Annotated in this window: 28 protein-coding genes and 1 tRNA gene; 20 read left to right on the top strand and 9 right to left on the bottom strand. The window is 66.7% G+C overall.

Annotated elements, in window-relative coordinates:
- The first annotated feature begins 24 nt into the window (after nucleotides 1-24).
- Genes F1C58_RS03660 through F1C58_RS03670 form a run of 3 tightly spaced genes read left to right on the top strand, consistent with a single transcriptional unit; the run spans nucleotide 25 to nucleotide 1,986 of the window.
- Entirely contained in the window at nucleotides 25-1,173 is a 1,149-nt protein-coding gene (locus F1C58_RS03660) for a mannitol-1-phosphate 5-dehydrogenase (protein WP_185202686.1), read from the top strand.
- A 4-nt stretch (nucleotides 1,174-1,177) separates the two neighbouring features.
- A complete protein-coding gene (locus F1C58_RS03665; protein WP_185202688.1) occupies nucleotides 1,178-1,582 on the top strand; it encodes a hypothetical protein in 405 nt (134 codons plus the stop codon).
- Nucleotides 1,582-1,986, top strand: a complete 405-nt coding sequence (locus F1C58_RS03670; protein ID WP_185202690.1) for a hypothetical protein — start codon at nucleotides 1,582-1,584, stop codon at nucleotides 1,984-1,986. The genes F1C58_RS03665 and F1C58_RS03670 overlap by 1 nt, the downstream gene beginning before the upstream one ends.
- Nucleotides 1,987-1,998: 12 nt before the next feature.
- Here the strand turns inward: F1C58_RS03670 and F1C58_RS03675 are convergent, their stop codons facing one another.
- Complete coding sequence (locus F1C58_RS03675; RefSeq protein WP_185202692.1) at nucleotides 1,999-2,400, bottom strand: DoxX family membrane protein; 402 nt, start codon at nucleotides 2,398-2,400, stop codon at nucleotides 1,999-2,001.
- Nucleotides 2,401-2,649: 249 nt separating this feature from the next.
- Here F1C58_RS03675 and serA point away from each other — a divergent pair, with 249 nt between their 5' ends.
- The 3 genes from serA (at nucleotide 2,650) to F1C58_RS03690 (ending at nucleotide 6,084) form a co-directional block, all read left to right on the top strand.
- Nucleotides 2,650-4,239 (top strand): phosphoglycerate dehydrogenase, encoded by a 1,590-nt coding sequence (gene serA, locus F1C58_RS03680; RefSeq protein ID WP_185202694.1) that lies wholly within the window; start codon nucleotides 2,650-2,652, stop codon nucleotides 4,237-4,239.
- A gap of 207 nt (nucleotides 4,240-4,446) precedes the next feature.
- Complete coding sequence (locus F1C58_RS03685; protein ID WP_185202696.1) at nucleotides 4,447-4,812, top strand: YciI family protein; 366 nt, start codon at nucleotides 4,447-4,449, stop codon at nucleotides 4,810-4,812.
- A 39-nt stretch (nucleotides 4,813-4,851) separates the two neighbouring features.
- Nucleotides 4,852-6,084, top strand: a complete 1,233-nt coding sequence (locus F1C58_RS03690) for an RNA polymerase sigma factor (protein WP_185202698.1) — start codon at nucleotides 4,852-4,854, stop codon at nucleotides 6,082-6,084.
- On the opposite strand, the gene F1C58_RS03695 is transcribed toward F1C58_RS03690, so the two are convergent.
- Together F1C58_RS03695 and F1C58_RS03700 are read right to left on the bottom strand one after the other, a co-directional pair.
- The gene (locus F1C58_RS03695; protein ID WP_255461245.1) at nucleotides 6,068-7,471 is read right to left on the bottom strand and encodes an ATP-binding protein; all 1,404 of its coding nucleotides are present in this window, start codon (nucleotides 7,469-7,471) and stop codon (nucleotides 6,068-6,070) included. The genes F1C58_RS03690 and F1C58_RS03695 overlap by 17 nt on opposite strands.
- On the bottom strand, nucleotides 7,453-8,136 hold the full coding sequence (locus F1C58_RS03700; RefSeq protein WP_185202700.1) for a response regulator transcription factor: 684 nt from the start codon (nucleotides 8,134-8,136) through the stop codon (nucleotides 7,453-7,455). Before F1C58_RS03700 ends, F1C58_RS03695 begins: the two co-directional genes overlap by 19 nt.
- A gap of 121 nt (nucleotides 8,137-8,257) precedes the next feature.
- On the opposite strand from F1C58_RS03700, the gene F1C58_RS03705 reads away from it, so the two are divergent.
- The 4 genes from F1C58_RS03705 to F1C58_RS03720 are packed head-to-tail and all read left to right on the top strand — an operon-like array spanning nucleotide 8,258 to nucleotide 11,648.
- Complete coding sequence (locus tag F1C58_RS03705; RefSeq protein ID WP_185202702.1) at nucleotides 8,258-8,671, top strand: hypothetical protein; 414 nt, start codon at nucleotides 8,258-8,260, stop codon at nucleotides 8,669-8,671.
- Entirely contained in the window at nucleotides 8,664-9,107 is a 444-nt protein-coding gene (locus tag F1C58_RS03710; RefSeq protein WP_185202703.1) for a hypothetical protein, read from the top strand. The genes F1C58_RS03705 and F1C58_RS03710 overlap by 8 nt, the downstream gene beginning before the upstream one ends.
- Before the next feature lie 52 nt (nucleotides 9,108-9,159).
- Entirely contained in the window at nucleotides 9,160-10,077 is a 918-nt protein-coding gene (locus F1C58_RS03715) for an FAD:protein FMN transferase (protein WP_185202705.1), read from the top strand.
- Complete coding sequence (locus F1C58_RS03720) at nucleotides 10,074-11,648, top strand: 2Fe-2S iron-sulfur cluster-binding protein (protein WP_185202707.1); 1,575 nt, start codon at nucleotides 10,074-10,076, stop codon at nucleotides 11,646-11,648. The genes F1C58_RS03715 and F1C58_RS03720 overlap by 4 nt, the downstream gene beginning before the upstream one ends.
- 69 nt (nucleotides 11,649-11,717) lie before the next feature.
- Here F1C58_RS03720 and F1C58_RS03725 read toward each other — a convergent pair whose 3' ends face one another.
- A complete protein-coding gene (locus F1C58_RS03725) occupies nucleotides 11,718-11,969 on the bottom strand; it encodes a DUF6458 family protein (protein ID WP_185202709.1) in 252 nt (83 codons plus the stop codon).
- A 201-nt stretch (nucleotides 11,970-12,170) separates the two neighbouring features.
- Here F1C58_RS03725 and F1C58_RS03730 point away from each other — a divergent pair, with 201 nt between their 5' ends.
- The 7 genes from F1C58_RS03730 (at nucleotide 12,171) to gltX (ending at nucleotide 19,199) form a co-directional block, all read left to right on the top strand.
- A complete protein-coding gene (locus F1C58_RS03730) occupies nucleotides 12,171-13,226 on the top strand; it encodes a 3-isopropylmalate dehydrogenase (RefSeq protein ID WP_185202710.1) in 1,056 nt (351 codons plus the stop codon).
- A gap of 39 nt (nucleotides 13,227-13,265) precedes the next feature.
- On the top strand, nucleotides 13,266-14,399 hold the full coding sequence (locus tag F1C58_RS03735; protein WP_185202712.1) for a branched-chain amino acid aminotransferase: 1,134 nt from the start codon (nucleotides 13,266-13,268) through the stop codon (nucleotides 14,397-14,399).
- On the top strand, nucleotides 14,396-15,172 hold the full coding sequence (locus tag F1C58_RS03740) for a fumarylacetoacetate hydrolase family protein (RefSeq protein ID WP_185202714.1): 777 nt from the start codon (nucleotides 14,396-14,398) through the stop codon (nucleotides 15,170-15,172). Before F1C58_RS03735 ends, F1C58_RS03740 begins: the two co-directional genes overlap by 4 nt.
- A gap of 388 nt (nucleotides 15,173-15,560) precedes the next feature.
- Nucleotides 15,561-16,565 (top strand): YeiH family protein, encoded by a 1,005-nt coding sequence (locus tag F1C58_RS03745; RefSeq protein ID WP_185202716.1) that lies wholly within the window; start codon nucleotides 15,561-15,563, stop codon nucleotides 16,563-16,565.
- A 125-nt stretch (nucleotides 16,566-16,690) separates the two neighbouring features.
- Nucleotides 16,691-17,023: a PadR family transcriptional regulator gene (locus F1C58_RS03750; RefSeq protein ID WP_185202718.1), complete on the top strand. Its 333-nt coding sequence runs from the start codon at nucleotides 16,691-16,693 to the stop codon at nucleotides 17,021-17,023.
- Nucleotides 17,020-17,634 carry a hypothetical protein gene (locus F1C58_RS03755; protein ID WP_185202719.1) on the top strand — a complete coding sequence of 205 codons (615 nt, stop codon included), beginning with the start codon at nucleotides 17,020-17,022 and terminating at the stop codon, nucleotides 17,632-17,634. Before F1C58_RS03750 ends, F1C58_RS03755 begins: the two co-directional genes overlap by 4 nt.
- A 74-nt stretch (nucleotides 17,635-17,708) precedes the next feature.
- Nucleotides 17,709-19,199: a glutamate--tRNA ligase gene (gene gltX / locus F1C58_RS03760; RefSeq protein ID WP_185202721.1), complete on the top strand. Its 1,491-nt coding sequence runs from the start codon at nucleotides 17,709-17,711 to the stop codon at nucleotides 19,197-19,199.
- An 83-nt stretch (nucleotides 19,200-19,282) separates the two neighbouring features.
- On the opposite strand, the gene F1C58_RS03765 is transcribed toward gltX, so the two are convergent.
- On the bottom strand, nucleotides 19,283-20,122 hold the full coding sequence (locus tag F1C58_RS03765) for a cytochrome c oxidase assembly protein (RefSeq protein ID WP_255461248.1): 840 nt from the start codon (nucleotides 20,120-20,122) through the stop codon (nucleotides 19,283-19,285).
- Nucleotides 20,123-20,314: 192 nt separating this feature from the next.
- Between F1C58_RS03765 and F1C58_RS03770 the strand changes: the two genes are divergently transcribed.
- From F1C58_RS03770 to F1C58_RS03780, 3 genes are all read left to right on the top strand, one after another.
- A tRNA-Gln gene (locus tag F1C58_RS03770) sits at nucleotides 20,315-20,386 on the top strand.
- A 196-nt stretch (nucleotides 20,387-20,582) separates the two neighbouring features.
- Nucleotides 20,583-20,777, top strand: a complete 195-nt coding sequence (locus F1C58_RS03775) for an AlpA family transcriptional regulator (RefSeq protein ID WP_185202723.1) — start codon at nucleotides 20,583-20,585, stop codon at nucleotides 20,775-20,777.
- Complete coding sequence (locus F1C58_RS03780) at nucleotides 20,770-21,975, top strand: tyrosine-type recombinase/integrase (RefSeq protein ID WP_185202725.1); 1,206 nt, start codon at nucleotides 20,770-20,772, stop codon at nucleotides 21,973-21,975. The genes F1C58_RS03775 and F1C58_RS03780 overlap by 8 nt, the downstream gene beginning before the upstream one ends.
- A gap of 135 nt (nucleotides 21,976-22,110) precedes the next feature.
- On the opposite strand, the gene F1C58_RS03785 is transcribed toward F1C58_RS03780, so the two are convergent.
- From F1C58_RS03785 to F1C58_RS16880, 4 genes are all read right to left on the bottom strand, one after another.
- Entirely contained in the window at nucleotides 22,111-22,698 is a 588-nt protein-coding gene (locus F1C58_RS03785) for a hypothetical protein (RefSeq protein ID WP_185203977.1), read from the bottom strand.
- A gap of 103 nt (nucleotides 22,699-22,801) precedes the next feature.
- The gene (locus tag F1C58_RS03790) at nucleotides 22,802-23,362 is read right to left on the bottom strand and encodes a single-stranded DNA-binding protein (protein ID WP_185202727.1); all 561 of its coding nucleotides are present in this window, start codon (nucleotides 23,360-23,362) and stop codon (nucleotides 22,802-22,804) included.
- A gap of 145 nt (nucleotides 23,363-23,507) precedes the next feature.
- On the bottom strand, nucleotides 23,508-24,401 hold the full coding sequence (locus tag F1C58_RS03795; RefSeq protein WP_185202729.1) for a bifunctional DNA primase/polymerase: 894 nt from the start codon (nucleotides 24,399-24,401) through the stop codon (nucleotides 23,508-23,510).
- On the bottom strand, nucleotides 24,398-25,477 hold the full coding sequence (locus F1C58_RS16880) for an ArdC family protein (protein WP_219732027.1): 1,080 nt from the start codon (nucleotides 25,475-25,477) through the stop codon (nucleotides 24,398-24,400). The genes F1C58_RS03795 and F1C58_RS16880 overlap by 4 nt, the downstream gene beginning before the upstream one ends.
- Nucleotides 25,478-25,572 lie beyond the last annotated feature (95 nt).

Genomic DNA, 25,572 nt, shown 5'->3' on the forward strand with positions numbered 1-25,572 from the left:
GACACCCCGGTACAATCGCTAGACATGAGCAACAAGACCGCTGTCCATTTCGGAGCCGGCAACATCGGCCGCGGTTTCGTCGCCCAGTTCCTCCACGCGAGCGGTTACGAAGTGATCTTCGCCGACGTCAACGACGACATCATCGCGGAGCTGCAGGCCGCAGACAGCTACCACGTGCACGAGGTAGGGGAGAACTCGAAGTCGAGCGTCGTCGACAACTTCCGAGCCATCAACAGTCGCACGCATGAGGCTGATGTCGTCGCCGCCATCGCTTCGGCCGACGTGGTGACCACGGCCGTCGGTGCACGAATCCTGCAGTTCATCGCCCCGGTGATCGCCAAGGGACTCGATTCACGCCACAGGGATGCGCCCAAACTCACGGTCATCGCCTGCGAGAACGCGCTGGGTGGCACCGACATCCTTGCCGAGCACGTGCGCAAGCACGCACCGGCCCACAACGCCGTCTTCGCCAACTGCGCGATCGACCGCATCGTGCCGGAGCAGGACGGCGGGCTGGATGTCACGATCGAATCGTTCTTCGAGTGGGTCGTCGACCGCACGCCGTTCCTCGGCCGCGACGGTACCGGCTCGACTCCCGAGATCTATGGCATCACCTGGGTGGACGACCTCGCGCCCTATATCGAACGCAAGCTGTTCACCGTGAACACCGCGCACGCCGCCGCCGCCTATCACGGCATCGATCGCGGCTGGGTGTCCATCCGCGAGGCGCTCGCCACTCCGGAGCTGCAGGCCGAGGTGCGGGCTGCGCTCGCCGAGACCAAGGCGCTCATGGTGGTCAAGCACGAATTCGACGCCGACGAGCAGCAGGCGTACATCGAGAAGACCCTCGTGCGGATCTCCAACCCGCACCTTCCCGACACCTGCGAGCGGGTCGGCCGAAACCCCATGCGCAAGCTGAGTCGCAATGAACGATTCATCGGGCCAGCGGCCGAGCTCGCCGAACGCGGGATGCCCGCCTGGGACCTGCTCAATGCCGTCGGCGCCGCTCTGCGCTTCGATGTGCCGGCAGACGAAGAGAGCGTGCAACTGCAAGAGCTGCTCTCCAGCGGCCTCCCGGCCGACGAACTCGCGGTGGCGATCACCGGCGTCGAGCCGGATCATCCCCTGTTCCCGCACCTCGTCGAGGTCATCCAGCTGCGACTGAATCGCTGAGCCCATGGCGACAGAACCGGATGACGCAGGCCTCAGTTGGGGCGATGAGACCGACCCGACCCATGTCGACGCTCCCGTCGTCGACGAACCCGGAGACGGCACCTCGCCCGGCGAACCGGGAACGAGTTCGGCTCTGCTCGTGACGCTTGGCGTGTTCGGCGGAATCTTCCTTCTTTTCACCGTGGGTTGGATCATCGGCGTGCAGCGCAGCACCGTGCCATCCACCGGCCTGTTCTTCGTCTTCATGTACCGGCTCGGCCAGGTGCTCGCCGTCCTGGCACCGGCGGCCTGGTTCGTCGGCGTGCTCGTGCTGGCCCGCGATCGCCGGTCCGGGGTGCGCATCCTCTTGCTCCTGCTCGGAGTGGTGCTGCTCGCGCCGTGGCCCTTCATTCTCGGACTGGGAGCCTGATGACCGACCCGACCCCCGTAGACCCCGTGTCGCCGGCCCCGGAACCGGATGCCGCCCCGCGTCCGGCCGCCACATCGGGCCGCGCGCGCATCGGGTGGCTCAGCCTCAGTATCGCGATCCTGTTCGGACTCTTCTACGTCTACGACCTCTTCGAGGCGATCTCGAACGTCGTGGGCGTGACGTCGCAGATCAACCTCTACAACGAGGCGCGTGCCGTCGTGAAGCTCGACCCGGTGCCGATCCCCTGGGGATGGCTTGTCATCGACGTGCTGCTGGCGCCGGTGGTGTTCGCCATCGCCTTCATCATCGGGCGACGCAAGTCCGTGTTGCTCAAGGTGCTGCTCTTCGTGATCGGGCTCACCCTCGTGGCCGCGACGACCCTGTCGGTGGAAGCCCTCGCCTGAGGTGGCCTCCCGCTAGCGGGGAACGGTCACGATCGAGACCAGGATTATCGCGATGAGGACCAGCTGGGCGATGTAGCGCGGCCAGAACGGAATGGCTGCCGCGCCGAACTTCTCCGGATGCTCCGAGGCGAGGTGATTCGCGGGGAACACCGCGACGAGAAACACCACGAGCATGATTCCGGCGAGAAATGTCGTCACCGGCACGAGCAACCCGATCCCTCCCGCGATCTCGCAGACGCCCGTGAACCGCACGAGGGTCTTCCCGCTGATCAGGCCGCCCCGGGTGAAGTACTCCGGAATCATCGCCGCCATGCCTCGGGCCGGTCCCGGGCGGAAGTGGTTGATGCCCATCCCCACGAAGACGATCGCCAGGAGGATGCGGAACACGAGCTGCACGGTCTCGAAGGCGGTCATCCGTCCATTGTCCCAGCCGTCGGCTTCGCATAACTCCTGCAGAATCCCGGCCAGAGCCCCTTCCGCCGGGATTCTGCCCCCACAGCCGGCGGGCTGCAGGAGTTATGCAGGCAGGCGACGGCGGTTCTGGTCGGTTCGCCGCGCGGCGTCACACGGCGGAGCGGGCCGCAGGCGGTGGGATAAAGTTCAAGGGCCGAAGCGTCCCTCGCGACGCGGCATCTCCCCTTTCCCAACCGAAGGATCCGATTCGTGGCAAAGCCGATCGTTGTGATCGCTGAAGAGCTCTCTCCCGCTACCGTCGAGGCCCTCGGCCCCGACTTCGACGTGCGTTCCGTCGATGGCACCGACCGGCCGGCTCTGCTCGCCGCTCTCGCCGAGGCCAGCGCCGTGCTCATCCGCTCCGCCACCCAGGTGGATGCCGAGGCGATCGCCGCCGCGAAGCAGCTGAAGGTCGTGGCCCGCGCGGGCGTCGGACTCGACAACGTCGACATCAAGGCGGCCACGGAGGCGGGTGTCATGGTCGTCAATGCGCCGACCTCGAACATCATCTCCGCCGCGGAGCTCACCGTCGGCCACATCCTGAGCCTCGCCAGGCACATCCCGGCCGCCCACGGTGCTCTCGCCGACGGCCAGTGGAAGCGCTCCAAGTACACCGGCGTCGAGCTGTTCGAGAAGACCATCGGCATCATCGGGCTCGGCCGCATCGGCGCCCTCATCACCGCGCGAATGCAGGCTTTCGGCACCAACATCGTGGCCTACGACCCCTACGTCACCGCCGCGCGGGCCCAGCAGCTCGGAGTCACCCTCCTCAGCCTCGACGAACTGCTCGCCCAGAGCGACTTCGTCACCATCCACATGCCCAAGACGCCGGAGACCACCGGCATGATCGGCGACGCCCAGTTCGCCCTCATGAAAGATACGGCGTTCATCGTCAACGTCGCCCGCGGCGGACTCATCGACGAGGATGCCCTCTATCGTGCCCTCACGACCGGCACGATCGCCGGGGCCGGCCTCGATGTCTTCGTGCACGAGCCGCCGGTGGGTTCTCCGCTGCTCGCGCTGCCGAACATCGTCGTCACCCCCCACCTCGGCGCCTCGACCGACGAGGCTCAGGAGAAGGCCGGGGTCTCGGTCGCGAAGTCGGTGCGGCTCGCCCTCTCGGGCGAACTCGTGCCCGACGCCGTCAACGTGGCCGGTGGCGTCATCGATCCGACGGTGCGCCCGGGTATCCCGCTCATGGAGAAGCTCGGGCAGGTCTTCGCGGGCCTCGCTTCGAGTCCGATCACTGCCGTCGATGTCGAGATCCGTGGCGAGATCGTCGAGTTCGACGTGAAGGTATTGAAGCTCGCCGCTCTCAAGGGCATCTTCACCAATGTGGTGAGCGAATCCGTGAGCTACGTCAACGCACCGCTGCTCGCCGAGCAGCGTGGCATCACCGTGCGCCTGACGACGGATGGCGTGAGCGACGAATACCGCAACCTGCTGACCATCCGTGGCACGCTCAGCGACGGCAGCCAGGTCTCCGTGTCGGGCACCCTCACCGGACCGAAGCAGACGCAGAAGATCGTCGAGATCAACGGCTACGACGTCGAGGTGCCGGTCGCCCAACATCTCATCGTGATGGTCTACACCGACCGCCCGGGAATCGTTGCCGTCTACGGCAAGGAATTTGGGGAGGCCGGCATCAACATCGCGGGCATGCAGATCAGCCGTCGCGAAGCGGGCGGCCAGGCGCTGAGCGTGCTCACCGTCGACTCCCCGGCTCCCGACGGCCTGCTCGAGACGGTGCGCGTCGCCATCCAGGCCGACCTGCTCTGCGAGATCGACATCACCGACTAGGTTCTCCGGCAGCGCGAGCGAGCGGATCCGCACAGGCCGCCCGCAGAACGCAGCCCATCCCGAACGCCGCCCACCCCGAACACCGCACCCGGAGTATGGTGCCAGCAACGAATCCGCCACCGGTTTCGATTTCGGCGAGGCTCGTTCGTCGTAGGGGAAAGGGTCGGCCGTCACGGAGGTCGGTCCGCCAACGCATAGGGAGCGATCATGTCCGATAAATACCTCATCCTCATCATCGAACCGACCTGGGACCCGAACAACGTTCCGGAGGGCGGCCTGGAAGAAGCCGGTCGCGCGCACGGGGCGTTCTCCGCCGCGGTCGCTGCAGCCGGAGCCAAGATCCTCGGTGGAGAGGCCCTCCAGGGGCCGACGTCGGCGGTCGGAATCGTGCCGGCAACAGACGGGAAGCCCGCGGTCTTCACGAACGGGCCCCTCGCCGAGACCACCGAGGTCGTCAGTGGCTACTACCTGATCGAGACCGAGACGCTCGATCAGGCCAAACAGCTCGCGGCACTCTGCCCGACCAGTGACAGGCTCGAGCTGCATCCCATCTGGGACATGGCCGGCATGTAACCCGAACGGCAGGCGGAGGTGCCGCACCAGAATGGACGCATGGATTCCGCGCTCGAGACGGCCTTCGCCGAAGAATGGCCCCGTGTCGTCGGGGCCATTCTTCGCGCGTCCGGGAGTGTGGATGTCGCGGAGGAGAGCGCGCAGGAGGCCTTCGCCCGCGCGGCCGATCGCATAGCGGCGGGGGAACGGACCCAGAACATCGGTGCGTGGGTGACCACCACGGCGCGGCACGTCGCGATCGACATCCTGCGTCGGGAGGCGGTCTTCCGCCAGAAACTGCCGCTGCTCGCCGAGCCGGAGACTTGGGAGGACGCGGTCGAGGAGCAAGACGACCGGCTCGGCCTCGTCTACGTTGCGTGCGATCCACTGCTGTCGCCCGAGCAGCAGATCGCCCTCGCCCTGCGGATCGTCTGCGGCGTGCCGACCGCCGACATCGCCGACTTCTTCGGCACCTCCCCCGCCACCATCGCGGCGCGGCTCACCCGCGCGAAGCAGGCGATCGCCCGCTCGGGTGAGAGATTCGCCTGGCCGAGCCCGGCAGACCGCAGCCAGCGCCTCGGAGTCGCACTCACCACGATCTACGGGGTCTGCACGCTCGGGCACACGGCCGTGGCCGGAAGCGGGCTGATGGATCCCCGGCTCTCCGCGCTCGCCCTGCTGCTGGCCCGCTCGATCGTCGCGGAGTACCCCGCAGACTCCGAATCCCTCGGCCTGCTCGCGTTGATCGAGCTCGGCGAGGCTCGCGGCGTCGCGCGCACCACCGCCGATGGGATGCCGCTCACCCTCGCGGAGGTCGACCGGTCCGCGTGGGGGCGGCAACGCATCCGGCGTGGGCTCGACCTCGCCGCCCAGGCGCTCCCGGGCGGGGGACGGTTTGCCCTGCAGGCGGGCATCGCCGGATTGCACAGCTCGGCCGAGACGTGGGAGCAGACGGACTGGGCCGCGATCTCGACCCTCTATTTCGGCTTGACTCGGGTCTGGCCGGCTCCGGTCGTCACCCTGGGATCCATCATTGCGCGCAGCCATCTGGGGGCATCCGAGCTCGACGCCGCCGTCGACGAGCTGAGGCAACTCCTCGGCCGGCAGAGCGAGGAGTTCGACCGGCGCATCTTCGCAGCCCTCGCGGATGTCGAAGAACGGCGGGGCGCGCGGCAGGCGGCCAGGGAGGCACTGCAGCGGGCATCCCGCGGCGAGAAGAACGAAGCGGTGTTGCGACACTACGGCCGGGTGGCCGAACGGCTCAGCGAGCGGCCGCTCAACTCGACGCGCTGAATCGGACGCTCGCGTCGAGCCCGCCTCCCGGTCGATCGTCCAGGTGCACCGTCGCTCCGCTCGCCGAGGCGAGTTGAGCCACAATCGCAAGACCCAGACCATTGCCCGCGCCGTCGGGTCGTCCCCGCCAGAACCGCTCGAAGGCCTGCGCGCGCTCTTCCGGCGGCATCCCCGGACCCTGGTCGAGCACGTGAAGCACCACCGAACCGTCACTCTCCTCTGTCTGCACCACGATCGTGGTGCCGGAGGGGCTGTGCGTCAGGGCGTTGTCGAGGTAGTTGTCGATGATCTGGTCGGCGGCCGTCGCAACCGCGGAGATCGTGGCCGACCGAGGCCCACGGAAGTCCAACGCGACTCCGGATTCCTGCGCGAGCGGCAGCCAGTGGTCCACCCTCGCCCGGGCGACCGCCGCGAGATCGACGGTCTCGAGGGGAGCGGAACTGGATTCCGTGCGACTCAGCAGCAGCAGCCCCTCGATGATCTCGCCGAGCCGTTCCGCTTCGGCTTCCGCCGTCAGCATCCGGTCGGCCGCACCGGCGGGATCGGTGTCGATCAGAACCCGCGCGGACTCGAGGCGCAGCCGGAGGGCCGTGAGCGGGGTGCGCAGCTGGTGGGATGCATTGGAGGCGAAGGTGCGCTGCTGTTCGAGTAACGCATCCAACCGCTCCGCCATCACATTGAAGGAGCGGGAGAGGGATCGGAGCTCGGGGGCGCCCGTGCGGTCATCCGCCCGCACGTGCAGCCGCCCTTCCGCCAGATGCCCGGTCGTCTCCTCGAGCTTCTCCAGGGTGCGAGTGATCGTGGTGGAGAGCACGAGCCCCACGATTCCGGCAAGGAGCACGGTCGTCAGCGCGACGAGCCACAGGGTGAGCAGCCGCTGGTTGAGGGTATCCGTCAGGACCTGGGCCGGATAGGTCAGGCGCACCGCACCGAAGATCCTCGCGCCGCTGAGCACTGGCACCGTCACGTAGAGAAGCTGTTCGTCGAGGGTGTCGGAGAACCGCTCGCCCGTCGCGATCTGACCGGTCAGCGCCGTGGCGATCTCGGGTCGCGACAGGTAGGAGGCGCCAACCGACGCGCTGTCGTCATCGCTGGTGACCAGGGCGGTGCCCGAAGAATCGACGATCACGACCCGGGAACCTCCCGCCGCTCGATACTGTCGTGCGAGCTCAGCGATGACGGCATGGTCGGTGTCGGTCGCGGACTCCAGGGACTCCTCGCTTCGCCCGGCGAGGATGAACGCGTCCCGCTCGAGGGAGGTGATGATGCGATCCCGCTCGACCACTCGTAGTTGTGCGCTCAGGGGGATGTCCTGAACGAGCACGACGATGAGCGCGACGATCATGAGGATCGCGGTGAAGCGCCACTTCACGCCGGCACGCCGCACCGAAAACCGACTCCTCGCACCGACTCGATCCAGCGCGGATCGCCCAGTTTCTTGCGGATGGACGCGATGTGCGTGTCGAGCGTCTTGGTGGTGCCGTACCAGTTGGTGTCCCAGACCGTGTGCAGAATCTCGGATCGCCGGAAGACCGCCCCCGGATCCTGGGACAGGTAGGCCAGAAGCTCGAATTCCTTCGGCGTGAGGTAGACCTCCTCGCTCCCGACCGTCACCTTCTGTGCGCGGAGGTCGACCGACAGTGGACCGAAGTTCTTCGTCTGGGATGTGGGCGCCGGGGCTGCGGTATCCGCTGCGCCCGTGCGCCGAAGCACCGCTCGCATCCGCGCGACGAGCTCGCGCATGCCGAAGGGCTTGACGACGAAGTCATCCGCTCCCATCTCGAGCACCACGACCCGATCGATCTCGTCGCTGCGCGCACTCACCACGATGATCGGGGTGAGGTGGTCGCGTCGGATGGCGCGGCACACGTCGGTTCCGTCCATGTCGGGCAGGCCGAGATCGAGCAGGATCAGATCGGGGACGAAGGCACCGAGCTCTGCGAGACAGTCCGCGCCGGTCGCGACGACGCGCGATTCGATGTTGGCGAGGCTGAGGCCGTCCACGATCCCGCCCGCGACGGCGGCATCGTCCTCGACCACCAGTACCCGCATGGCCCAATTCTGGACCCCACCGGGGGAACTGGCGTGGATGTCGTGTCGAGTAGTTCAATCTTTGACAGTTCTTGGATTTGCGCGGGTCGAACGTGTAGCGATCGATTCCTAGTCTGAAGACATGAAATCTCCCGCAATCACGATCCTCACGGTCATCGCGGTGCTCGGCACCGCGGGAGCCGCGATGGCGGTCAATTCCGGCACGCTCTCGCTCGTCTCCTCCTCGACCCCCACGGGTGCGACTTCTGTACTCATTCCCACGCCGACTCCCAGTGCCACGCCGGCCACGGCGCCGACCTCGACTCCGGCGACTGAAGTCGGAGATGCGCCCGCCGAGCCCGCCGAACCCGCTCATGCGGTGACGAAACCCGGGCCCGTGAGCCAGACGCCTCCCGCCGAGACCCACGAGTCGGAGACCCACGAGTCCGAGACCCGCCCGTCATCCTCGACGACCCCGACGCCCAGCCCCACCCGCACGCACGAACCCGAGGGCGATGACTCTCACGATGGCGGATCGGGACACCAGGATGACTAGTCCCATTCATCCCGCCCAGCGCGCACGTACCTTCACCGGGGCTGCCTCGATCGTCGCGCTCGTGGGCATCGTTGCCGGTCTCCAGCTCACCGCGAACGCGCAAGGCGCCGAGTCCACGGGCGCGACCCCCGCGTCCGGCACTACGCCGTCTGCGACCACGCCGGCACAGTCTCCCGCAACGGGTGGCACGACGAATCCGACCGCTCCGGTTCCCGCCGCGGCAGTGCCTGCCCCGGCGGCTCCGGCCGCGGCCGCACCGGCCGCCGCTCCCGCTGCGGCTCCTGCCGCCGCGAAGGCAGCTGCGGCTGCGCCCGCCCCGGCACCTGTCGCCGCCGCTCCTGCTCCCGCAGCGCCTGCTCCGGCTCCGGCTCCCGCACCTGCCCCGGCGCCCGCTCCCGCACCCGTGAACGGGTCCACCGGCGGTTCTGGGGGCTGATCGAGTGGGGGCTCGTTCGATCTCGGGGGATGCCGTTCGAGCAGTCTTCGACATGACCGGAACAGAACCGGTGACGAAGATGCGACGCGAGCCGCACATGGGAGGCCACAGCACGATCACCGTGGTGGGCGGAGCGTCGACCACGCTCGATTCCTGCTTCGCCCTCGCCCACCGGTGTGAGCAGCTCTGGAGCCGGTTCCTCCCGGCAAGCGACATCACCCGGCTCAATTGGGCCGAGGGCGCCCCGATTGACGTCGATCCGCTCACGGTGAGGCTCGCGACCGCGATGCTCGCGGGATTCGCGCGAACCGGTGGGGACTTCGACCCCACGCTCCTGCCAGAGCTGCTCGAAGCGGGCTACGTCAGCTCCCGCGTCGATCCCGAGCGATCCACCTCCCTGCCCGCCTCTGCCCGCGCGCCCGGCGAGATCGGCGGAATGGTGATCGAGGGCGACGCCATCTCTCTTCCGCGGGGCACCACACTCGACCCGGGCGGCATCGGCAAAGGACTCACCGCCGACCTGGTCTGCGAACTCGCGCTCGCCGACGGCGCCTGGGGTGTGATGGCCGAGATCGGCGGTGACGTCGTCGTCGCCGGAGATGCCCCGGGGGCGCAGGGGTGGCGCATCGGGCTCGAAGATCCTCACGTCGATGGCGAATACGCGGCGATCATCCGGCTCGGCGCCGGGGCGATCGCGACCTCGAGCCAGCTGAAACGTCGCTGGGGTTCCGGACACGGCGAACTGCACCATCTGATGGATGCCACCACCGGCACCAGTGCGGTGAGTGACGCGCACACCGTTTCGGTGATCGCCGCCTACGGCTGGTACGCGGAGACGCTGACCAAACCCGGCTTCCTCAGACCCACCCCGGAATACCTGTCGTGGCTCCCCTCCGTCGGGGCTGCCGGATGCGTCATCGATCGCGACGGAGCCCTTCACGCCTCACCGAACTGGCAGGACTACGCATGAACTCTCCCCACCTGTGGTGGTACATCACCCGGGCCAGTGCGATCGTCGCGTGGGCTCTCATGACGCTGTCTGTCGTGTGGGGCACCCTGCTCTCCACGCGGGTCCTGCGAAAGGTCGACAACCCCTCGTGGCTGCAAGACCTCCACCGCTATCTCGGAGGCACGGCGATCGTGATGGTGGTGATCCACATGGTCACGCTCATGCTCGACGGATGGCTGCACTTCTCCGTCGCCAATGTGCTCGTGCCGTTCTCCTCGGACTACCGTGCCCTGCCCGTCGCGATCGGCATCCTGGGGTTCTATCTGCTCGTGGCCGTGCAGGGCTCCTCGTTGCTCATGCGCTGGCTTCCGCGGCGGTTCTGGAAGGCCATTCACTATTCCAGCTACCTGATCGTCGTGTTGGTGTCGTTCCATGCCGGCCTCACGGGAACGGATGTCACGGCCCTCTGGTATCGCATCGTGGCGATCTCCATCATCGGTCTCTCGGTCGTTGCGGTGCTCGTTCGAGTGCTGGCCGGCACGAAGGCAACTACAAGCCGGGGTAGCGCGTCGGTGCGAAGTGTCCCAGACACCACGGTGTCGGACACGACCGTGCGTTCGGGTGACGGTCTCGCAACAGGGTCCGCCGCGCTACCCCTCGTTCTCGACCGCACGACCATGCGGGTGGCCGCGACATTCCGCGTCTCAGACGAAGTACTCGGTCTTCGGCTGGTGCCGACCACCACCGATCTGCTGCCGGTCTGGCACCCCGGGGCGCACATCACCCTCGCGCTCCCGAATGGTCTCGAGCGCCAGTACTCGCTGTGCGGGGATCCGGCAGACCGCTCGCATTTCGACATCGCGGTGCTCCAGACCCAACCTTCGCTCGGGGGCAGTAGCTGGATCCATGCCAATGCGCGTCCCGGCCTGGAGCTGGAGGTGACCGCACCGCTCAATCGTTTCGAGCTGGAGCCGGCATACTCCTACACCTTCATCGCCGGCGGAATCGGTATCACTCCCATCAAGGCCATGATCGAGTCCCTTCCCCAGCGGCGTGACTGGCACCTCGTCTACGTCGGTCGCAGCCGCAAGTCGATGGCCTTCGCTGATGAGCTGGTCGCCCGCTATCCCGGCCGTGTGCTGGTGCACGCCTCAGACGAGAACGTCGCGGCGCTCAACTTCGAGAAGTTCTTGCAGACTGTGCAGACGGATGTCTACTGTTGCGGCCCCGAGGCCCTCATGGTGCGGATCGCGGCGGCTGTGCCGCGCGAACGCCTGCACCTCGAGCGCTTCCAGCCCGTCGAGCGCGCGGCGATCGGTGGTCCCCAGCCGGTGATGGTGAGCTGCCGCAAGAGCAAGAAGAACTTCGACGTGCCCGCAGGCCAGAGCATCCTCGAGGCCCTCGAACAGAACGGACTTCCTGTTCTCGGTTCTTGCCGCAAAGGGGTGTGCGGCACCTGCGACGTGCGAGTGGTGAGCGGGCTTCCCGACCACCTCGATTCTGTCGTCGACGACGAGGAGAAGGATCGCGTCGGCATCATGTACCCGTGCGTCTCGCGGGCGACCACCCCGGATCTCGTTCTCGACCTCTAGCTCCGCGAACGATGACGCGCCCCCGTCCGAACCCGAATCGGAAGGGGGCGCGTCGGTTCGTGTGGGGGACTAGATGACGTCGCCCCGAGTCTCCTGGCTGGTGATCTTCTCGTTGCCCGTCGGGTCCACCGCGGTGCGAGTGGTCGACACCGTAGAACGCTTGCGCGAAACCATGATGATCGAGATCAGGAAGACGACGACGCCGGCTCCCATGAGGAGATATCCGATGAGGTGCAGATCGACCCCCGGAACGGTGAGGCTGATGGCGAATGCGACGATCGCGCCGACGACGAAGAGGAAAATGCCTGTACCGATGCCCATGATGAGTCCTTCCGGTGCTGCCCTGATTGGTGAAAGTGTGCCGAGAGGCGGCACACATCACCAGTGTCCACTTGCAATCGTAGCCGTCTGCCCCCTGAAAGGGGGGTAAGATTTGCGATAATCTCCTGCCGGTACGCTGGGAACGGGCCCGAATCAACCGGAACGCCTCGTTCACCAGCTCTCTTCCCCTGGAGTCATCCCATGCCCCGCAGCATCGCCCTCGCCCTCATCCCCGGTGACGGAATCGGTCCGGAGGTGGTCGGTGAAGCGGTGAAGGTCCTCGAGGCCGTGATCCCGGCGGACGTGGAGCTCACCACCACGCCGTTTCCATTCGGTGCCGCGCACTACCTCGCCACCGGTGAGATTCTGAGCGATGCCGGTCTCGATCAACTCAAGACTCACGACGCGATCCTGCTCGGTGCCGTTGGCGGGGATCCCCGGGACCCGCGTCTCGCCGGCGGCCTGATCGAGCGTGGGCTGCTGCTCCGTCTTCGTTTCGCCCTCGACCACTACGTGAACCTGCGACCGACCCGTCTCCTGCCGGGCATCGTCTCGCCGCTCGCCGATCCCGGCATCGTCGACTTCGTCGTGGTGCGGGAGGGCACCGAGGGGCCCTACGTGGGCAATGGGGGTGCGATCCGCGTCGGTACGCCGCACGAGGTGGCGAACGAGGTGTCGGTGAACACGGCCTTCGGCGTCGAGCGCCTGGCGCGCTATGCCTTTGCCGCGGCATCCGCTCGACCGCGCCAGAAGCTCACGCTCGTGCACAAGACCAACGTGCTCACCCACGCCGGCAGCCTGTGGCAGCGCACCGTCGACCGGGTCGCGCCCGAGTATCCGGGCGTTACCGTGGACTACCTGCACGTGGACGCCGCGACGATCTTCCTGGTGACAGACCCGGCTAGGTTTGACGTGATCGTCACAGACAACCTCTTCGGCGACATCCTCACCGACCTCGCGGCCGCGATCAGTGGCGGTATCGGACTTGCCGCTTCGGGCAACATCAACCCCGACGGCACGTACCCGTCGATGTTCGAGCCGGTGCACGGCTCGGCTCCCGATATCGCCGGGCAGCAGAAGGCCGATCCGACCGCGGCGATCCTGTCGGTCGCGCTCCTGCTCGATCACCTGGGACTGCCGGATGCCGCGGCGCAGGTCACCGCGGCGGTCACCGCCGATCTCGCCTCGCGCGGGGCGGCATCACGCAGCACCTCGCAGGTCGGCGACGCCATCCGCTCGCAACTGCCGCACACTTAAGACCTGCCAGAATTTTGGTTCGTCAGAAATAGGGACTCCATGAAAAACCTGCTCGCTCCGGCAACACTCAACTTCACCCGTCGGCTCAACCCCGAGGCGCTCGCCGAGCTCGAGCGCACCGAGATCCTCTCCGATCCGGGGTTCGGAAAGCACTTCACCGACCACATGGTGGACATCTGCTGGTCTGCGCGCGGGGGCTGGCACCGCCCGCGGGTGCAGCCCTATGGTCCGATCGAACTCGACCCCGCTGCGGCCGTGCTGCATTACGGGCAAGAGATCTTCGAGGGGCTGAAGGCCTACCGCCACGCCGACGGCTCGATCTGGAGTTTCCGGCCCGAGGCCAATGCGGCGCGCATGCAGCGCTCCGCTCGCCGCCTGGCCCTTCCCGAGCTGCCGACCGAGTACTTCCTCGACTCGCTGCGGGAACTCATCGCGGCCGACGGCGACTGGGTGCCGACGGCGCCGGACACGAGCCTCTACCTCCGGCCATTCATGTTCGCCAAAGAGGCATTCCTCGGCGTGCGCCCGGCAGAGAAGGTCAACTACTACGTGATCGCGAGCCCGGCCGGGGCCTACTTCAGTGGCGGTCTCGCTCCCGTGTCCATCTGGCTCTCGACCACCTATTCGCGCGCCGGTAAGGGTGGCACGGGTGCCGCGAAGACCGGCGGCAACTACGCCTCGTCGCTCATCGCCCAGGCAGAGGCCTACGAGCACGACTGCGCCCAGGTGCTCTTCCTCGACTCGGAGGAGGAGAAGTTCCTCGAAGAGCTCGGTGGAATGAACATCGTGCTCGTGAAGAAGGACGGCACGTTGCTCACCCCGGCGTCCGACAGCATCCTCGAGGGCATCACGCGCGACTCGATCCTGCAGCTGGCCGAGGACCGCGGCCACACCGTCGAGCGCCGGCGGGTGACCATCGACGAGTGGCGGGAGGGCGCGGCATCCGGCGACATCGTCGAGGCCTTCGCCTGCGGCACGGCGGCAGTCGTCGCGCCGATCGGCCTGCTCAAGTCCGAGGGATTCGAGATCAGGCACGAGAGCACGGAACTCGCGTTGTCGCTCCGCGAGGAACTCACCGGCATCCAGTACGGCACGGTCGAAGACCGGCACGGGTGGATGATGCGGCTCGACAGCGAGGATTCGGCGACGGCTTCGGATGCGGCTGCACAGTGAAAATCGCGCGCTTCTCGGTCGACGGCGGGGATCCCCGCTACGGCGTCCTCGACGGTGACGACTATGTCGTGCTCTCCGGTGATCCCATGTTCAGCGGATTCGGCACAACGGGGGAGCGCGTCGCCGCGTCCGACGTCAAGCTGTTGGCCCCGGTCATCCCTCGCTCGAAGGTCGTCTGCATCGGCCTCAACTACGCGGCCCACCGCGATGAGCTCAAGAATGACGCGGCCTCTCCCGAGGCGCCGCTCATCTTCCTCAAGCCGAACACCGCGGTAGTCGGACCGGGTGACACGATCCAGATGCCGCCCGTCGAGGGGCGCATCGTGCACGAGGGCGAACTCGTGATCGTGATCGGCAAGATCGCCAAGCGGGTGAAGGCCGCGGACTATGCGGACGTGATCTTCGGGTACACCATCGGCAACGACATCTCCGCCCGCGATCAGATGTTCGCCGACGGACAGTGGGCCCGCGCGAAGGGCTACGACACCTTCGCTCCGCTCGGTCCGGTGATCGAGACCGAGCTGGACTGGTCGAACCTCGAGATCCAGACCTACGTGGATGGCGAGCCTCGCCGGAACGGCAACACCAGGGACATGCTGCACAAGATCCCCGAGATCATCGAATACGTCTCGGATGTCTGGACTCTTCTTCCCGGCGACGTGATCATGACCGGCACACCGGCCGGCCTCGGCGGGTTCCTCGACGGCCAGACGATCGACATCACGATCGAGGGGATCGGCACGCTCAGCAATCCGGCGAAGAACCGAGTGTGAGTCGCACCGCGCTCGGTCCAGGATTCGACTCGGCACTGGTTGCGGCCCCGATGCCCCCTCAGCCCGCAGCTCCTCCCGGCTCGATCCGGCATCCGGATTCTGTGGAATTCGAGTCGCGAGAACCTGCGACCGGTGATGGAGCGGAGTGGCATTCAGTCCCGACTCGACGGGATGCTGGCGCGATTCAGGCGCGAAACTCGCCGGCTCACGCCGTGCGAGGCTCGCGTCGTGTTGCACTGGATCCGCCCCTGCCCCCGACCGGCGGCGCCAACACGCTCGGCCACCGCCGCGCCCGACCGGTGTCTTCCCCCGTGACCTGCGGGTCGGGTAGCTCGCTGCGCGACCGTATCGAGACCCGTATCGAGACCCGTATCGAGACCCGTCTCTCATGACCCGCCTCCGCTGGCTCCCCGGACTCGCCCTCGCGGCCGCAGGCGCGGCCGCCGGCTTCGGGCTGCACCTGCTGCTCCCCGGCCTGCCCTGGCTCACCGCCGCGCTCATCCTCGGTGTGATCGTCGGTTCGATCCCGCCATTCCGTCCCGGCTTGGACGGTGCGCTCGCCCCCGGACTTGCCGTCGCGAGCCGTCGGCTGCTGAGGCTCGGCATCGTGGTGCTCGGACTCAAGCTCAGCCTCGTCGACATCGCCCGCCTCGGCTGGGTCGCGATTCTCGCCATCGTGGCGCTCGTCGTCGTGAGCTTCGTCATCACCTGGCTGATCGGACGCGCGTTCCGGCTGGAGGGTGACCAGGCCGTGCTCATGGCGGCGGGATTCTCCATCTGCGGGGTGTCGGCGGTCGGCGCGATGGCTGCCGCTCGGCGGTCCCCGGAGAAGGACACCGGCACGCCGATCACTCTCGTCACCCTGTATGGCACGCTGGCGATCGTCGTGCTGCCGGCGCTGGCTGCCCTGTTCCAGCTCGACGCCCGCCAGTTCGGGCACTGGGTCGGAGCGAGCGTGCACGACGTCGGCCAGGTGGTCGCCACCGCCCAGACCGCGGGTGCCGCGGCCCTCGCCGTCGCGGTGGTCGTCAAGCTCACCCGGGTACTGATGCTCGCTCCCATGGTCGCGATCGCGTCGATCCAGACCCGGCGGCGGGACGCGGCGGCCGATGCCTCATCGCGCACCTCCACGAAGAGACCGCCGATCGTGCCGCTGTTCATCATCGGATTCCTCGTCGCCGTTCTGCTTCGGTCGTTCGTGCCGCTGCCGGATACCGTGCTGGCGATCGCGGACGTCGTGCAGTCCGCGCTCCTCGCTACCGCGCTCTTCGGCATCGGCGCCTCGCTGCGCGTCGAGCAGCTCGCGCGCTCTGGCCTGCGGGCGGTCGCGGCCGGCCTCGTGTCGTGGGTCGTCATCCTCGGCCTCGCCCTTGCCGCCGTGTTCCTCTCCTGAGCAGCGATTCGTGATTCGGTGCAGGGTTTCCGTTCATCAGGAATGGCCGGCGGGAGCGCTCCCGGCGGTCGGAAGAGCCGTCGGGCCATTTGCACTAGTGTGCGAGACAAGCTAGCGTGTGATGCATGACAGTGGATGTGGGTGCGCAGCTCCGCAAGGGAGTGGTCGAATACTGCATCCTGGGGCTGCTGGCCGCGGAGCCCACGTATGGCTGGCAGCTCTCTGAGGCCCTCGTCTCCCGAGGGCTGATCGCCAGCATCGGCACGCTCTACCCGATCCTCGGTCGGCTGCGCACCCAGGGTCTCGTCAGCGGATTCGATCGACAATCGGACGCCGGCCCCTCCCGTCGCTATTACCGCGTCACCGAAACCGGACATCTCCAGCTCGCTGCCTTCCGTGAGCAGTGGGGACCGTTCGCCCGCACCGTTCAGGAACTCGTCGGAGAGGACACCCCATGACAGAAGCCGAGACCCCCCAACTGGTGAGCGGCTACCTCGCCGACCTCGACCGCGAGCTGGCCGATGTGCCCGCGGAGGTGCGGCAGGGCATCGTGGCCGGTATCGCGGAGGAGCTGCAAGGCCTGGATGCCGCGTCCGCCGCCTCCCGCATCGATTCCCTCGGCGATCCCGCGTTCATCGCCGCAGAGGCCCGTGCGGGCGCCGAGGTGCCGACAGCGAACCTGCCAGCCGCGACTCAGACGGCCGCGAACCAGGCTGTCCCGACATCGGCGACCCCGCGCCTCGCCCCACCCCGGGCATCCGAAAAACGCTGGTATGTCGTCGTGACCACAGTGCTCCTCGAATTCGGCGGGCTGGTAGTGCCGCTTGCCGGTTGGGTGGCGGGCATCATGCTGCTGTGGGCATCGCCTCTGTGGACCCGTCGCGAGAAGCTCATCGCGACCACCGCTCCCGCGGCCGTCGGACTGGTGTTGTTCGGCCTCCTCGCGCTCGTCGGATCCGACTTCGCGGTGTGGCACGCCCTCACCCTGGTCGCGCTCGGCGGCACTATCATCGCCTCCATCGTGATCGGAATCGTTCTCAGTCGTCGGGCGTGGGACCGCGCGCGCTGACGCATCCGGCACCGATTCCGGCGTGTGACAACACTCGCTGGAGCAAAACCACTCCCCGGTAGGATTGACGCGCCATGTCACCCTCCTTCAACACAGCCACCGGAGCCGACGTCCGCGTCCGTTTCTGCCCTTCGCCCACCGGAACCCCGCACGTGGGGCTCATCCGCACGGCCCTCTTCAACTGGGCCTACGCCCGCCACACCGGCGGCAAGCTCGTGTTCCGCATCGAGGACACGGATGCCGCGCGCGATAGCGAGGAGAGCTACCTGCAGCTTCTGGATGCGCTCAGCTGGCTCAACATCGAGTGGGATGAGGGAGTGGGGGTCGGCGGCCCGAACGAGCCATACCGCCAGTCCCAGCGCGGCGAGATCTACGCGGACCTGATCGAGCGACTTCGCGCGAGCGGGCACCTCTATGAGAGCTTCGCCACGGCGGAGGAGATCGAGGCCCGCAACATCCAGAACGGGCGCGATCCTAAACAGGGCTACGACAACTTCGAACGCGATTTGAGCGAGGAAGCAAAGGCCGCTTATCGCGCCGAGGGTCGCTCGCCGGCCCTGCGCCTGCGGGTGCCGGATACCGAGCTCTCGTTCGACGATCTGGTCCGTGGCGAGATCACGTTCCCCGCCGGGTCGTTCGTCGACTTCGTGGTCGTTCGACCCAACGGTGCCCCGCTCTACACCTTCGTGAACCCGGTGGACGATGCGCTGATGGGCATCACCCACGTGCTGCGCGGTGAGGACCTGCTGTCGTCGACGCCGCGGCAGATCGCGCTCTATCACGCACTCATCGAGATCGGAGTGGCGAGCGCCATCCCGCGCTTCGGTCACATGCCCTACGTCATGGGGGAGGGCAACAAGAAGCTCTCCAAACGGGATCCGGAGTCGAACCTGTTCCACCACCGCGAACGTGGTTTCATCCCCGAGGGCCTGCTCAACTACCTCTCGCTCCTCGGCTGGTCGCTGAGCCACGACCGCGATGTCTTCAGCATGGACGAGATGGTCGCCGCCTTCGACATCACGGACGTGAATCCCAATCCGGCCCGCTTCGACCTGAAGAAGGCGGAGTCGATCAACGGCGACCACATTCGTCTGCTCGCTCCGGAGGTGTTCGTGGAGCGCCTTCTTCCCTACCTGAACGGGCTCGTCTCCGATCCGCCCACGGGCACTGAGCAGGCGATCTTGCGTGAGGCCGGCCCGCTCGTGCAGGAGCGCATGCAGCTGCTCGGCGAGGCACCGGCGCTGCTCGGATTCTTCTTCGCCGCGGATGATTCCATCGAGGTGGACGCGGACGCGACGCCCCCGGCGGGCTCGGCCGAGATCCTCGATGCCGCGGTCGGTGCGCTCGAACAGCTGAACGACTGGTCTCACGCTGAGATCGAGCGGGTGCTGCGTGCGGAGTTGATCGACGGCGGCGGTCTCAAGCCTCGGATCGCCTTCGGCCCCCTGCGCACTGCGCTCTCGGGCAAGCGGATCAGTCCTCCGCTCTTCGAGTCGATGCAGCTGCTCGGCAAGGAATCGACGCTCGCGCGACTTTCCCGCCTGGCTGCCTCGCTGGTCGAGTAGGCCGCTCGCGCGAGTCACGAGAAGCGTACGTCGCGTGCAGGATCTCGATGTGCTCACCGGCGCTCACTGCTCGACAGGCGCGTCTACTCGCGCGGACCCCGCAGGTGCTCCCGGGTGAGAGCGTCCATCTCTTCGTCGGTCAGCGCGTCCAGCGCCTTCGCCTCAGACCGGTCGACGCGCGACCAGCGCAGGAACATGAGGATCAGCACCGGCACATCCGCGACCTCCGCGATGAACCACAGCAGGTCGCCCGAGAGATGCTGGTCGTGATACGCCGAGGGGAACCAGGCGGGCAGTGATCCGGTCACCTGGCCGACACCGTCGAGCACCTGGTTGTTCAAGCGCAGCAGGATGCCCGGAATCGCGTCGACCACCAGCTCGACGAACACGAAAAGAAACTCCACGGTGATGAAAAAGCTCGTGCGCTGCGTGGTGTTCTCCACGATCGGCAGCACCATGAGGAGGCCCACCAGGGGCACCGCCACCGTGAGCGCAGCACCCGCGAACGCATTCTCGCGCAGGCCGCCCGCCAGTGGAGTGAGGAACACCGAGAAGGCCACCAGCGCGAACAGGGGAGCGAATACCGCATTGCCCGCCAGCCGTACCGGCCAGGAGCGCATCACGGCATCCATCCGTTCGAGTGAGCCGCCGGTGAGTACCAGCCTCGCCAGCGCGACGGGCGCGCCGAGGCTCAGCAGGCCGGGAACGGCGAAGAGCAGGAGCGCGATCCTGGTCGTGAAGGCCCAGCGGAGGTCCATGCTCCAGGCGCCGAGAAAGCCCAGATTCACGACGGCGAACGAGCCGAGCCCCAGTGCGATGAACCAGACGGTGCGGATGCGCGGCCACGGCACTGCCCGCCGACGCAGTGCCAGCACGCCCGCGGCGTAGAGGGCTGCGGCCAGCACGATGACCCCCACGGACACGGCGTCGAATCGCCACGTGGTGAGGAAGGTGAGGGGGGAAGGCGTGGCGGGCTCGATTCAGCGAAGCGGGGAGATCTGCGGGAGGTTCGAACGAATTCTGTCACGCCTCGCCGGGAGCTCGGCCCAGCATTTGGGCGACCCCCTGCCGGTAGGTTAGAGTGACTAGTCGGCTCGGGTTCGTCCGGAGTGCGGTGGGGTATGGTGTAATTGGCAACACGGAAGATTCTGATTCTTTTGTTCTTGGTTCGAGTCCAGGTACCCCAGCACTAAATTCGGCGAGAAACCGCGGCTAAACAGCCCATTCGCCCTGACCTCCGGTCACCCCAATCTGGTGTCGATAGCCAGATTCCTTACCAAAAACCCTCCCACAGGGCCTGTTCGAGGCCTTCTCTGCTGGCAGATGCGGGGAAGTACCGGACGCTCCTGGCAGGCGCGGGTCTGTCTCACGTACCTGACCTGTATGGATGATTCGCAGTCTCAGACGCCGGTGTTCCTCACGCAGAGCCAGGTTGCAGAGCTTCTGAGGTTGCCGGTCCGCACGGTGGAGAGCTGGCGGCTGACCAGGTCGGGTCCGTCCTGGGTGAAGCTTGGGCGGCATGTGCGGTACGAGCAGGGTGAACTGCTCGCCTGGGTGAAGGGGCGCCGTCATGGGTAGGCCCCGCATCCGCGCCGGCGAGTTCGGCGCGATTCAGATCACCCGCCTTGCCGCGGGCAGCTACCGTGCCCGAGCGCGGGCGCGGGACGACGCGGGAAAGCTGCATCAACTCGTGGTCGTAGCCGACACCGAGGATGCCGCGCGGCTCGCGCTCCAGCGCAAGGTAGAGGCGCTGAGTACGTCGACGTTCGCGGGGGTCACCGGGGCGAACACGATCGCCGAGGTCGGGGCGTCCTGGCTGGAGCAGGTGCGCGCCCGAGCGATCGCCGGGTCACTTACGTTCTCCACCTACGAGTCCTACGAGACCGTCGTGCGGTGCGTCCTGCTGCCGCAGTGCGGCGGGATCACCCTCGACGCGTTGACCGTGGGGAGATGCGACCGAATCATCCAGGCGATCATGCTGCAACGCAGCGTCTCCGCCGCCCGTCGAGCCCGCGTTGTGTTGGGACAGATCTGCGGATACGCGGTGCGTGACGATGCCATCCGCTACAACCCTGTCCGGGATGTGCAGCGGCTGCCCTTGGGCGAGAAGAAGACCTCAATCCTCATCCCGGCGCAGATCGTCGGCATTCGTGAACTGATGCAGCACTGGCGGGAGACACCCACGAACGGGCCACGCCCGGACTACCGGGCACTCATCGACGGCATGGACATCATGCTCGGAACCTCCGCCCGCGTGGGGGAGTGCATCGGGCTGCGCCGGTGCGATGTGGACATGACCACGGCCCCGCCGACACTCCTCATCAACGGCACCATCGTGCAGACGAAGGAACACGGGATCACCCGGAAGGACTCGCCCAAACGCACCCGTCAGCGCCGCCGGGTGTCACTTCCGGCGCTGGCTGCCGCCGCGGTGCGCCGTCGACTCGCACTGGCGGAATCAAGCAAGGACGCGCTGCTGTTCGCCACGAAGAATGGGAACCCGATCAGCGTCAGCAACTATGAACGGCTGCTTCGGTCCTTCATCGACGACAACTTCGAGGAACTGGAAAAGCTCGACGTGGAGGTGGGGCATTACAGCACTCACATCTATCGCCGCACCACCGCCACCCTTGTGGAGCGCGCGGTGGGGCTAACGCTCGCGTCCCGGCTGCTTGGGCACGCGAGCGAGCAAATCACCCGGACCAGCTACGTCGTCAGCGCCGAACAAGTCGACCCCATCACGGTCGGCGTTCTCGACGGGTTGTTAGGAAGCTGACTGGCCCTGTCGCGCTCGTTGCGGTCTTCGCGAACCTGGCTGGGTGCACTGGTTCGACCAGAACCACCTGCTCCTCGATCGGCGATCGGCAGTGATTCATGCGGTGCCCGGGGAGGAGTCGCCCACCTTTGTAACTCAAAGAACCGGTTTTACCGCCGCATCTTTAAAGAATGTCTCTTCCGCTGCTCTTCGAGCGGCGAAGTCGTCTTTCATAAACTGGGCGAAGTCTTCCTCGCGGTTAATGATCGCAAGCTCTTCCTGGATGGCGGCTGGCGTCTCTCCGGGCCAGGTTGTTTGGCGGGTAGGGCGGTCGCTGTCGAGTTTGGTGCCGGCGATTGCTGTCCAGTCTCGGAGTCGTTCGCGGGCGGCCGCGAAGTCGGCGTGCCATGCCACGGGGGCTGAGCCTTCCTGTTCCGGGTCGTATGCGCCGAGCCAGTGGAGGTGGAGCGCGGCGAGTTCCCAGACCAGTTCTGGGTGTCGGTGCCAGTACGGGGGGATGATGGTGACTGGGAGACCGTAGCTGCGACGCAGCCAATTCACCCAGCCGTCGAGGGCGAACCACTCTTGGACCGCTTCCTCCGCCGTGAGCACGTTCCAGTTGACCGGGTGCGGAGGTTCTGGTCTGAACAGTTCTTCCTCGGACGCGCCAGCGAATTCGTCATCCCCTGCTTCGGGCTCGTCCAATTCCGGCACATCGATAGGAAGTGTGGGGTGGTCATCCATGGTCATGCCCTCGATGCTTACGTCCGGGAAATGGGGTGCTGGTAGCGGGGGGAAGGGTGTCAAGGTTTGGCCTCGGCCGCCACCAGCAAGTCGGGCTCTTTCCTTACAGGGATAGAGCGTTTGATTGCGCGGGTGCGCTCCGGTGGGGGTGTTTCGTGCTGATGTCGGCGAGCTGTTCGCGCCGCTCCGAACTGCCACGGGCAGCAGCAGCCCGTGCCGACACAGGGGTTGGTGCGGTCGTGGCGGGGAGTTCTCCGGCAAGTCCGCTGGCCGCGATGCTCTCCGGGCCTGCGGCACTGCCGACGGGTGCTTTGCGGTTCACGTTGTAGCTCTGGCGTGCGGCATCGTGACCCATTTTCTTGGCCACGAACTCTTCTCCTGCCTGGACCTGCCCGTCGACCTCGTGGTCGTATTCGTGGACGTATCCTTCGGCGATGAACTTGTCGCCTTTCTGGAAGTGCTCGTAGGAGCGTTCGGCGGCTTTGCGATATTGGACGAGGTTGTGGAAGCTGGACTCGAGTTGAGTGAAGGACCCGTCGTCGTTGCGTTGAAAGTGTTCCTGCCCGACCTTGACGTATAAGCGGGCCTCTCCTTTGCTGGTCATGGTCAGTTCGGGGTCGGTGACGATAAAGCCGGAGAGGGACTGTTGGGTGCGGATAGTCATGGGACTGCTCCTTCAATATGTTTATGAAACGACGCGGCCTCATGGCTTGCCACAGGTAAGGAGCGATGGCCGCGCCACAAACGGGTTCCGGTCGCCCCCTCGCGTCCGATGGTGGGCTCGATGGCTTGCTGGTGTTCCGTTTGGCTCATAGCCCGAGCGGCCCGTTGTCCCGTCGTTTCGGTGGAATGTGGTGGGGGCGGGCTGGCGCGGTGAGTGTATTTCGGCCGGCGGTGACGCGGAGGGCGGACCGGATCGTTGTCGCGGCCTCCCGTGCGGTGAGTCCCGCCTTCTCGGCCGCCGCACCGAGGACCGCATGCAGCTGGTCAGGTTGAGTCCCGGTTTCAGCGGCGCGGCATGCCGCCCAGAACAGGGCTCTGTTCCGCTCACCCTCACCGCGGCCCGCAACCCAGGCAGCCAGTCCTTCAATGTTGACCGGTTGGAGACGGCGCGGACGAGGTGGTGCGGCGGGGAGCGGCTCGAGGAATGAGCGGAGCGCGCCAGCATTGATGGCTGCCCCTTGCTGGTTCGCTGTCGCGATCACCGTATACTCGTGCGCGTTTGATGCGGTCCCAGCAATTGAGGGTGGGGCGAGGATGTAGCCGCCGACGCCGCGAAAGTCGATGTGTGCGGAGGGTGCTTGCCAGGACTGCTGCGGGTGATCGACGTCGGTGGGGTAGTAGGCGTGGATGCCACCCGAGGGGGTGCGGATCAGCGCTTCCCAGCGGGCGGTGATCCTGGAGCGACGTGCTCGTTCGAACGCGGCGAACCCGGAGTGTTCCGGACGCCGGTCGATATCGACCACGTCGATCCCGGAGGAAGCTCCGGTGGGGATTCCGATGTTCGCCGTCGGCCACTTGTCCCACCAAGCGCGCACAGTTCGCAGGTTGGTTGTGGCGTCGTGAAAACCGTGGGCGGTGAGCGGCCGTTTCTCGCCAGGTACGCACGGAAACACGGGCACCCCTTCCGCGGCATAGCGGGCAGCCGACTGCGGCAACGGCAAGGCGGCGACCTCCGCAAGGATGGGGACAATTCCGTTCACAGCGCAGGCATCCCCGACGATGCGTTGCCCTGCCGGAGAGAGGTCACACGGTGGAAGGGCACCGGTGGGCGCACCGACTGCTGGGCTGAGGGTGCTCCTCGGACCAGTCCTGGCGGGTCGCCGTCTCCGATCTGCGCGGTGGTTAGGTTGTCCAGGATGCAGACGGCGGCCGCGCGGACGCGTTCCCCGGTTGCCTGTACCACCTCGGCTGGGGTTTTGCCTTCCACAGAACTGGCCCAGGAGCTGACGTAGGGGATGGTGTAGCTGCTGGTGTCGAGGTTGTGGGCGGCACCGATCATCATCGCCACCGATTCGGCCTCGACCTCACCGATGCCGCGGTGGGCTGTGGCGTCGAGGTTGTCGGGGCCGTGCAGCATCACATGGGCCAGTTCGTGGGCGAGGGTTTTTACTTGGGCGGCGTCGTCCATGTTGCCGCGCACTGACACGGTCTGGCTGGTGTAATCGGTGAGCCCGTTCGCCCCGCGGATGGCCCGTTCGTCCAAGACCTGTTGGATCCTGAAACCGTGATCGTGAAGTTGGGAAGCCAACCCCTCCCACAACCCGTCCGGCGCGGCCCCGCGCAACAGCACGGCCGACGGGCGTTCCGGGACGGGGTCGCCTGCGGTTTGGGATAAGTCCCACACGTAGGCCGGCTTCACGCCGATCATCCGGGAGCGGACAACCTCCCCAAGCCGCGGTTTCTCCGCTCGACTGAGTCGTCGCCACGATTCCGCAATCTGGGGTGTTGTGGTGGCGAACCGGGCCGTCACCGGGGCCTGAATCATGTACCCGGACTGTCCTTTGGCGACGGCCCGGCCGAGTTGCTGCCACTGTCTGAACCCGGCCACATACGAGGGCATCGGCTCGGGTACCCGCCCGGCCTCGTATGCGGCGGAATGCTGTACAAAGATCAGCAGGGTGTTACCGAAGGATCGGCCCCGGAACCGGGCAGCGAATTCCATCGCTCGACGCCAGTCATCGCTGGACACCAAACCATCGACCGCGGCAACTAACTGTTCGTGCAGCTGAGCAATTCGCTCGTCGCGAGAGGAACCTGACTGATCTGAATCCGACATCCCGCTTCCTCTCCGACTCCCCGTCACGGCAGTGCTCGACACAGGAGAGGTGCGCCACGGATCCCATGGCGGGAACCGAGGCTTCGGGTTGTCGG

The organism is Glaciihabitans sp. INWT7 (assembly GCF_014217685.1).
Lineage (GTDB): Bacteria > Actinomycetota > Actinomycetes > Actinomycetales > Microbacteriaceae > Lacisediminihabitans.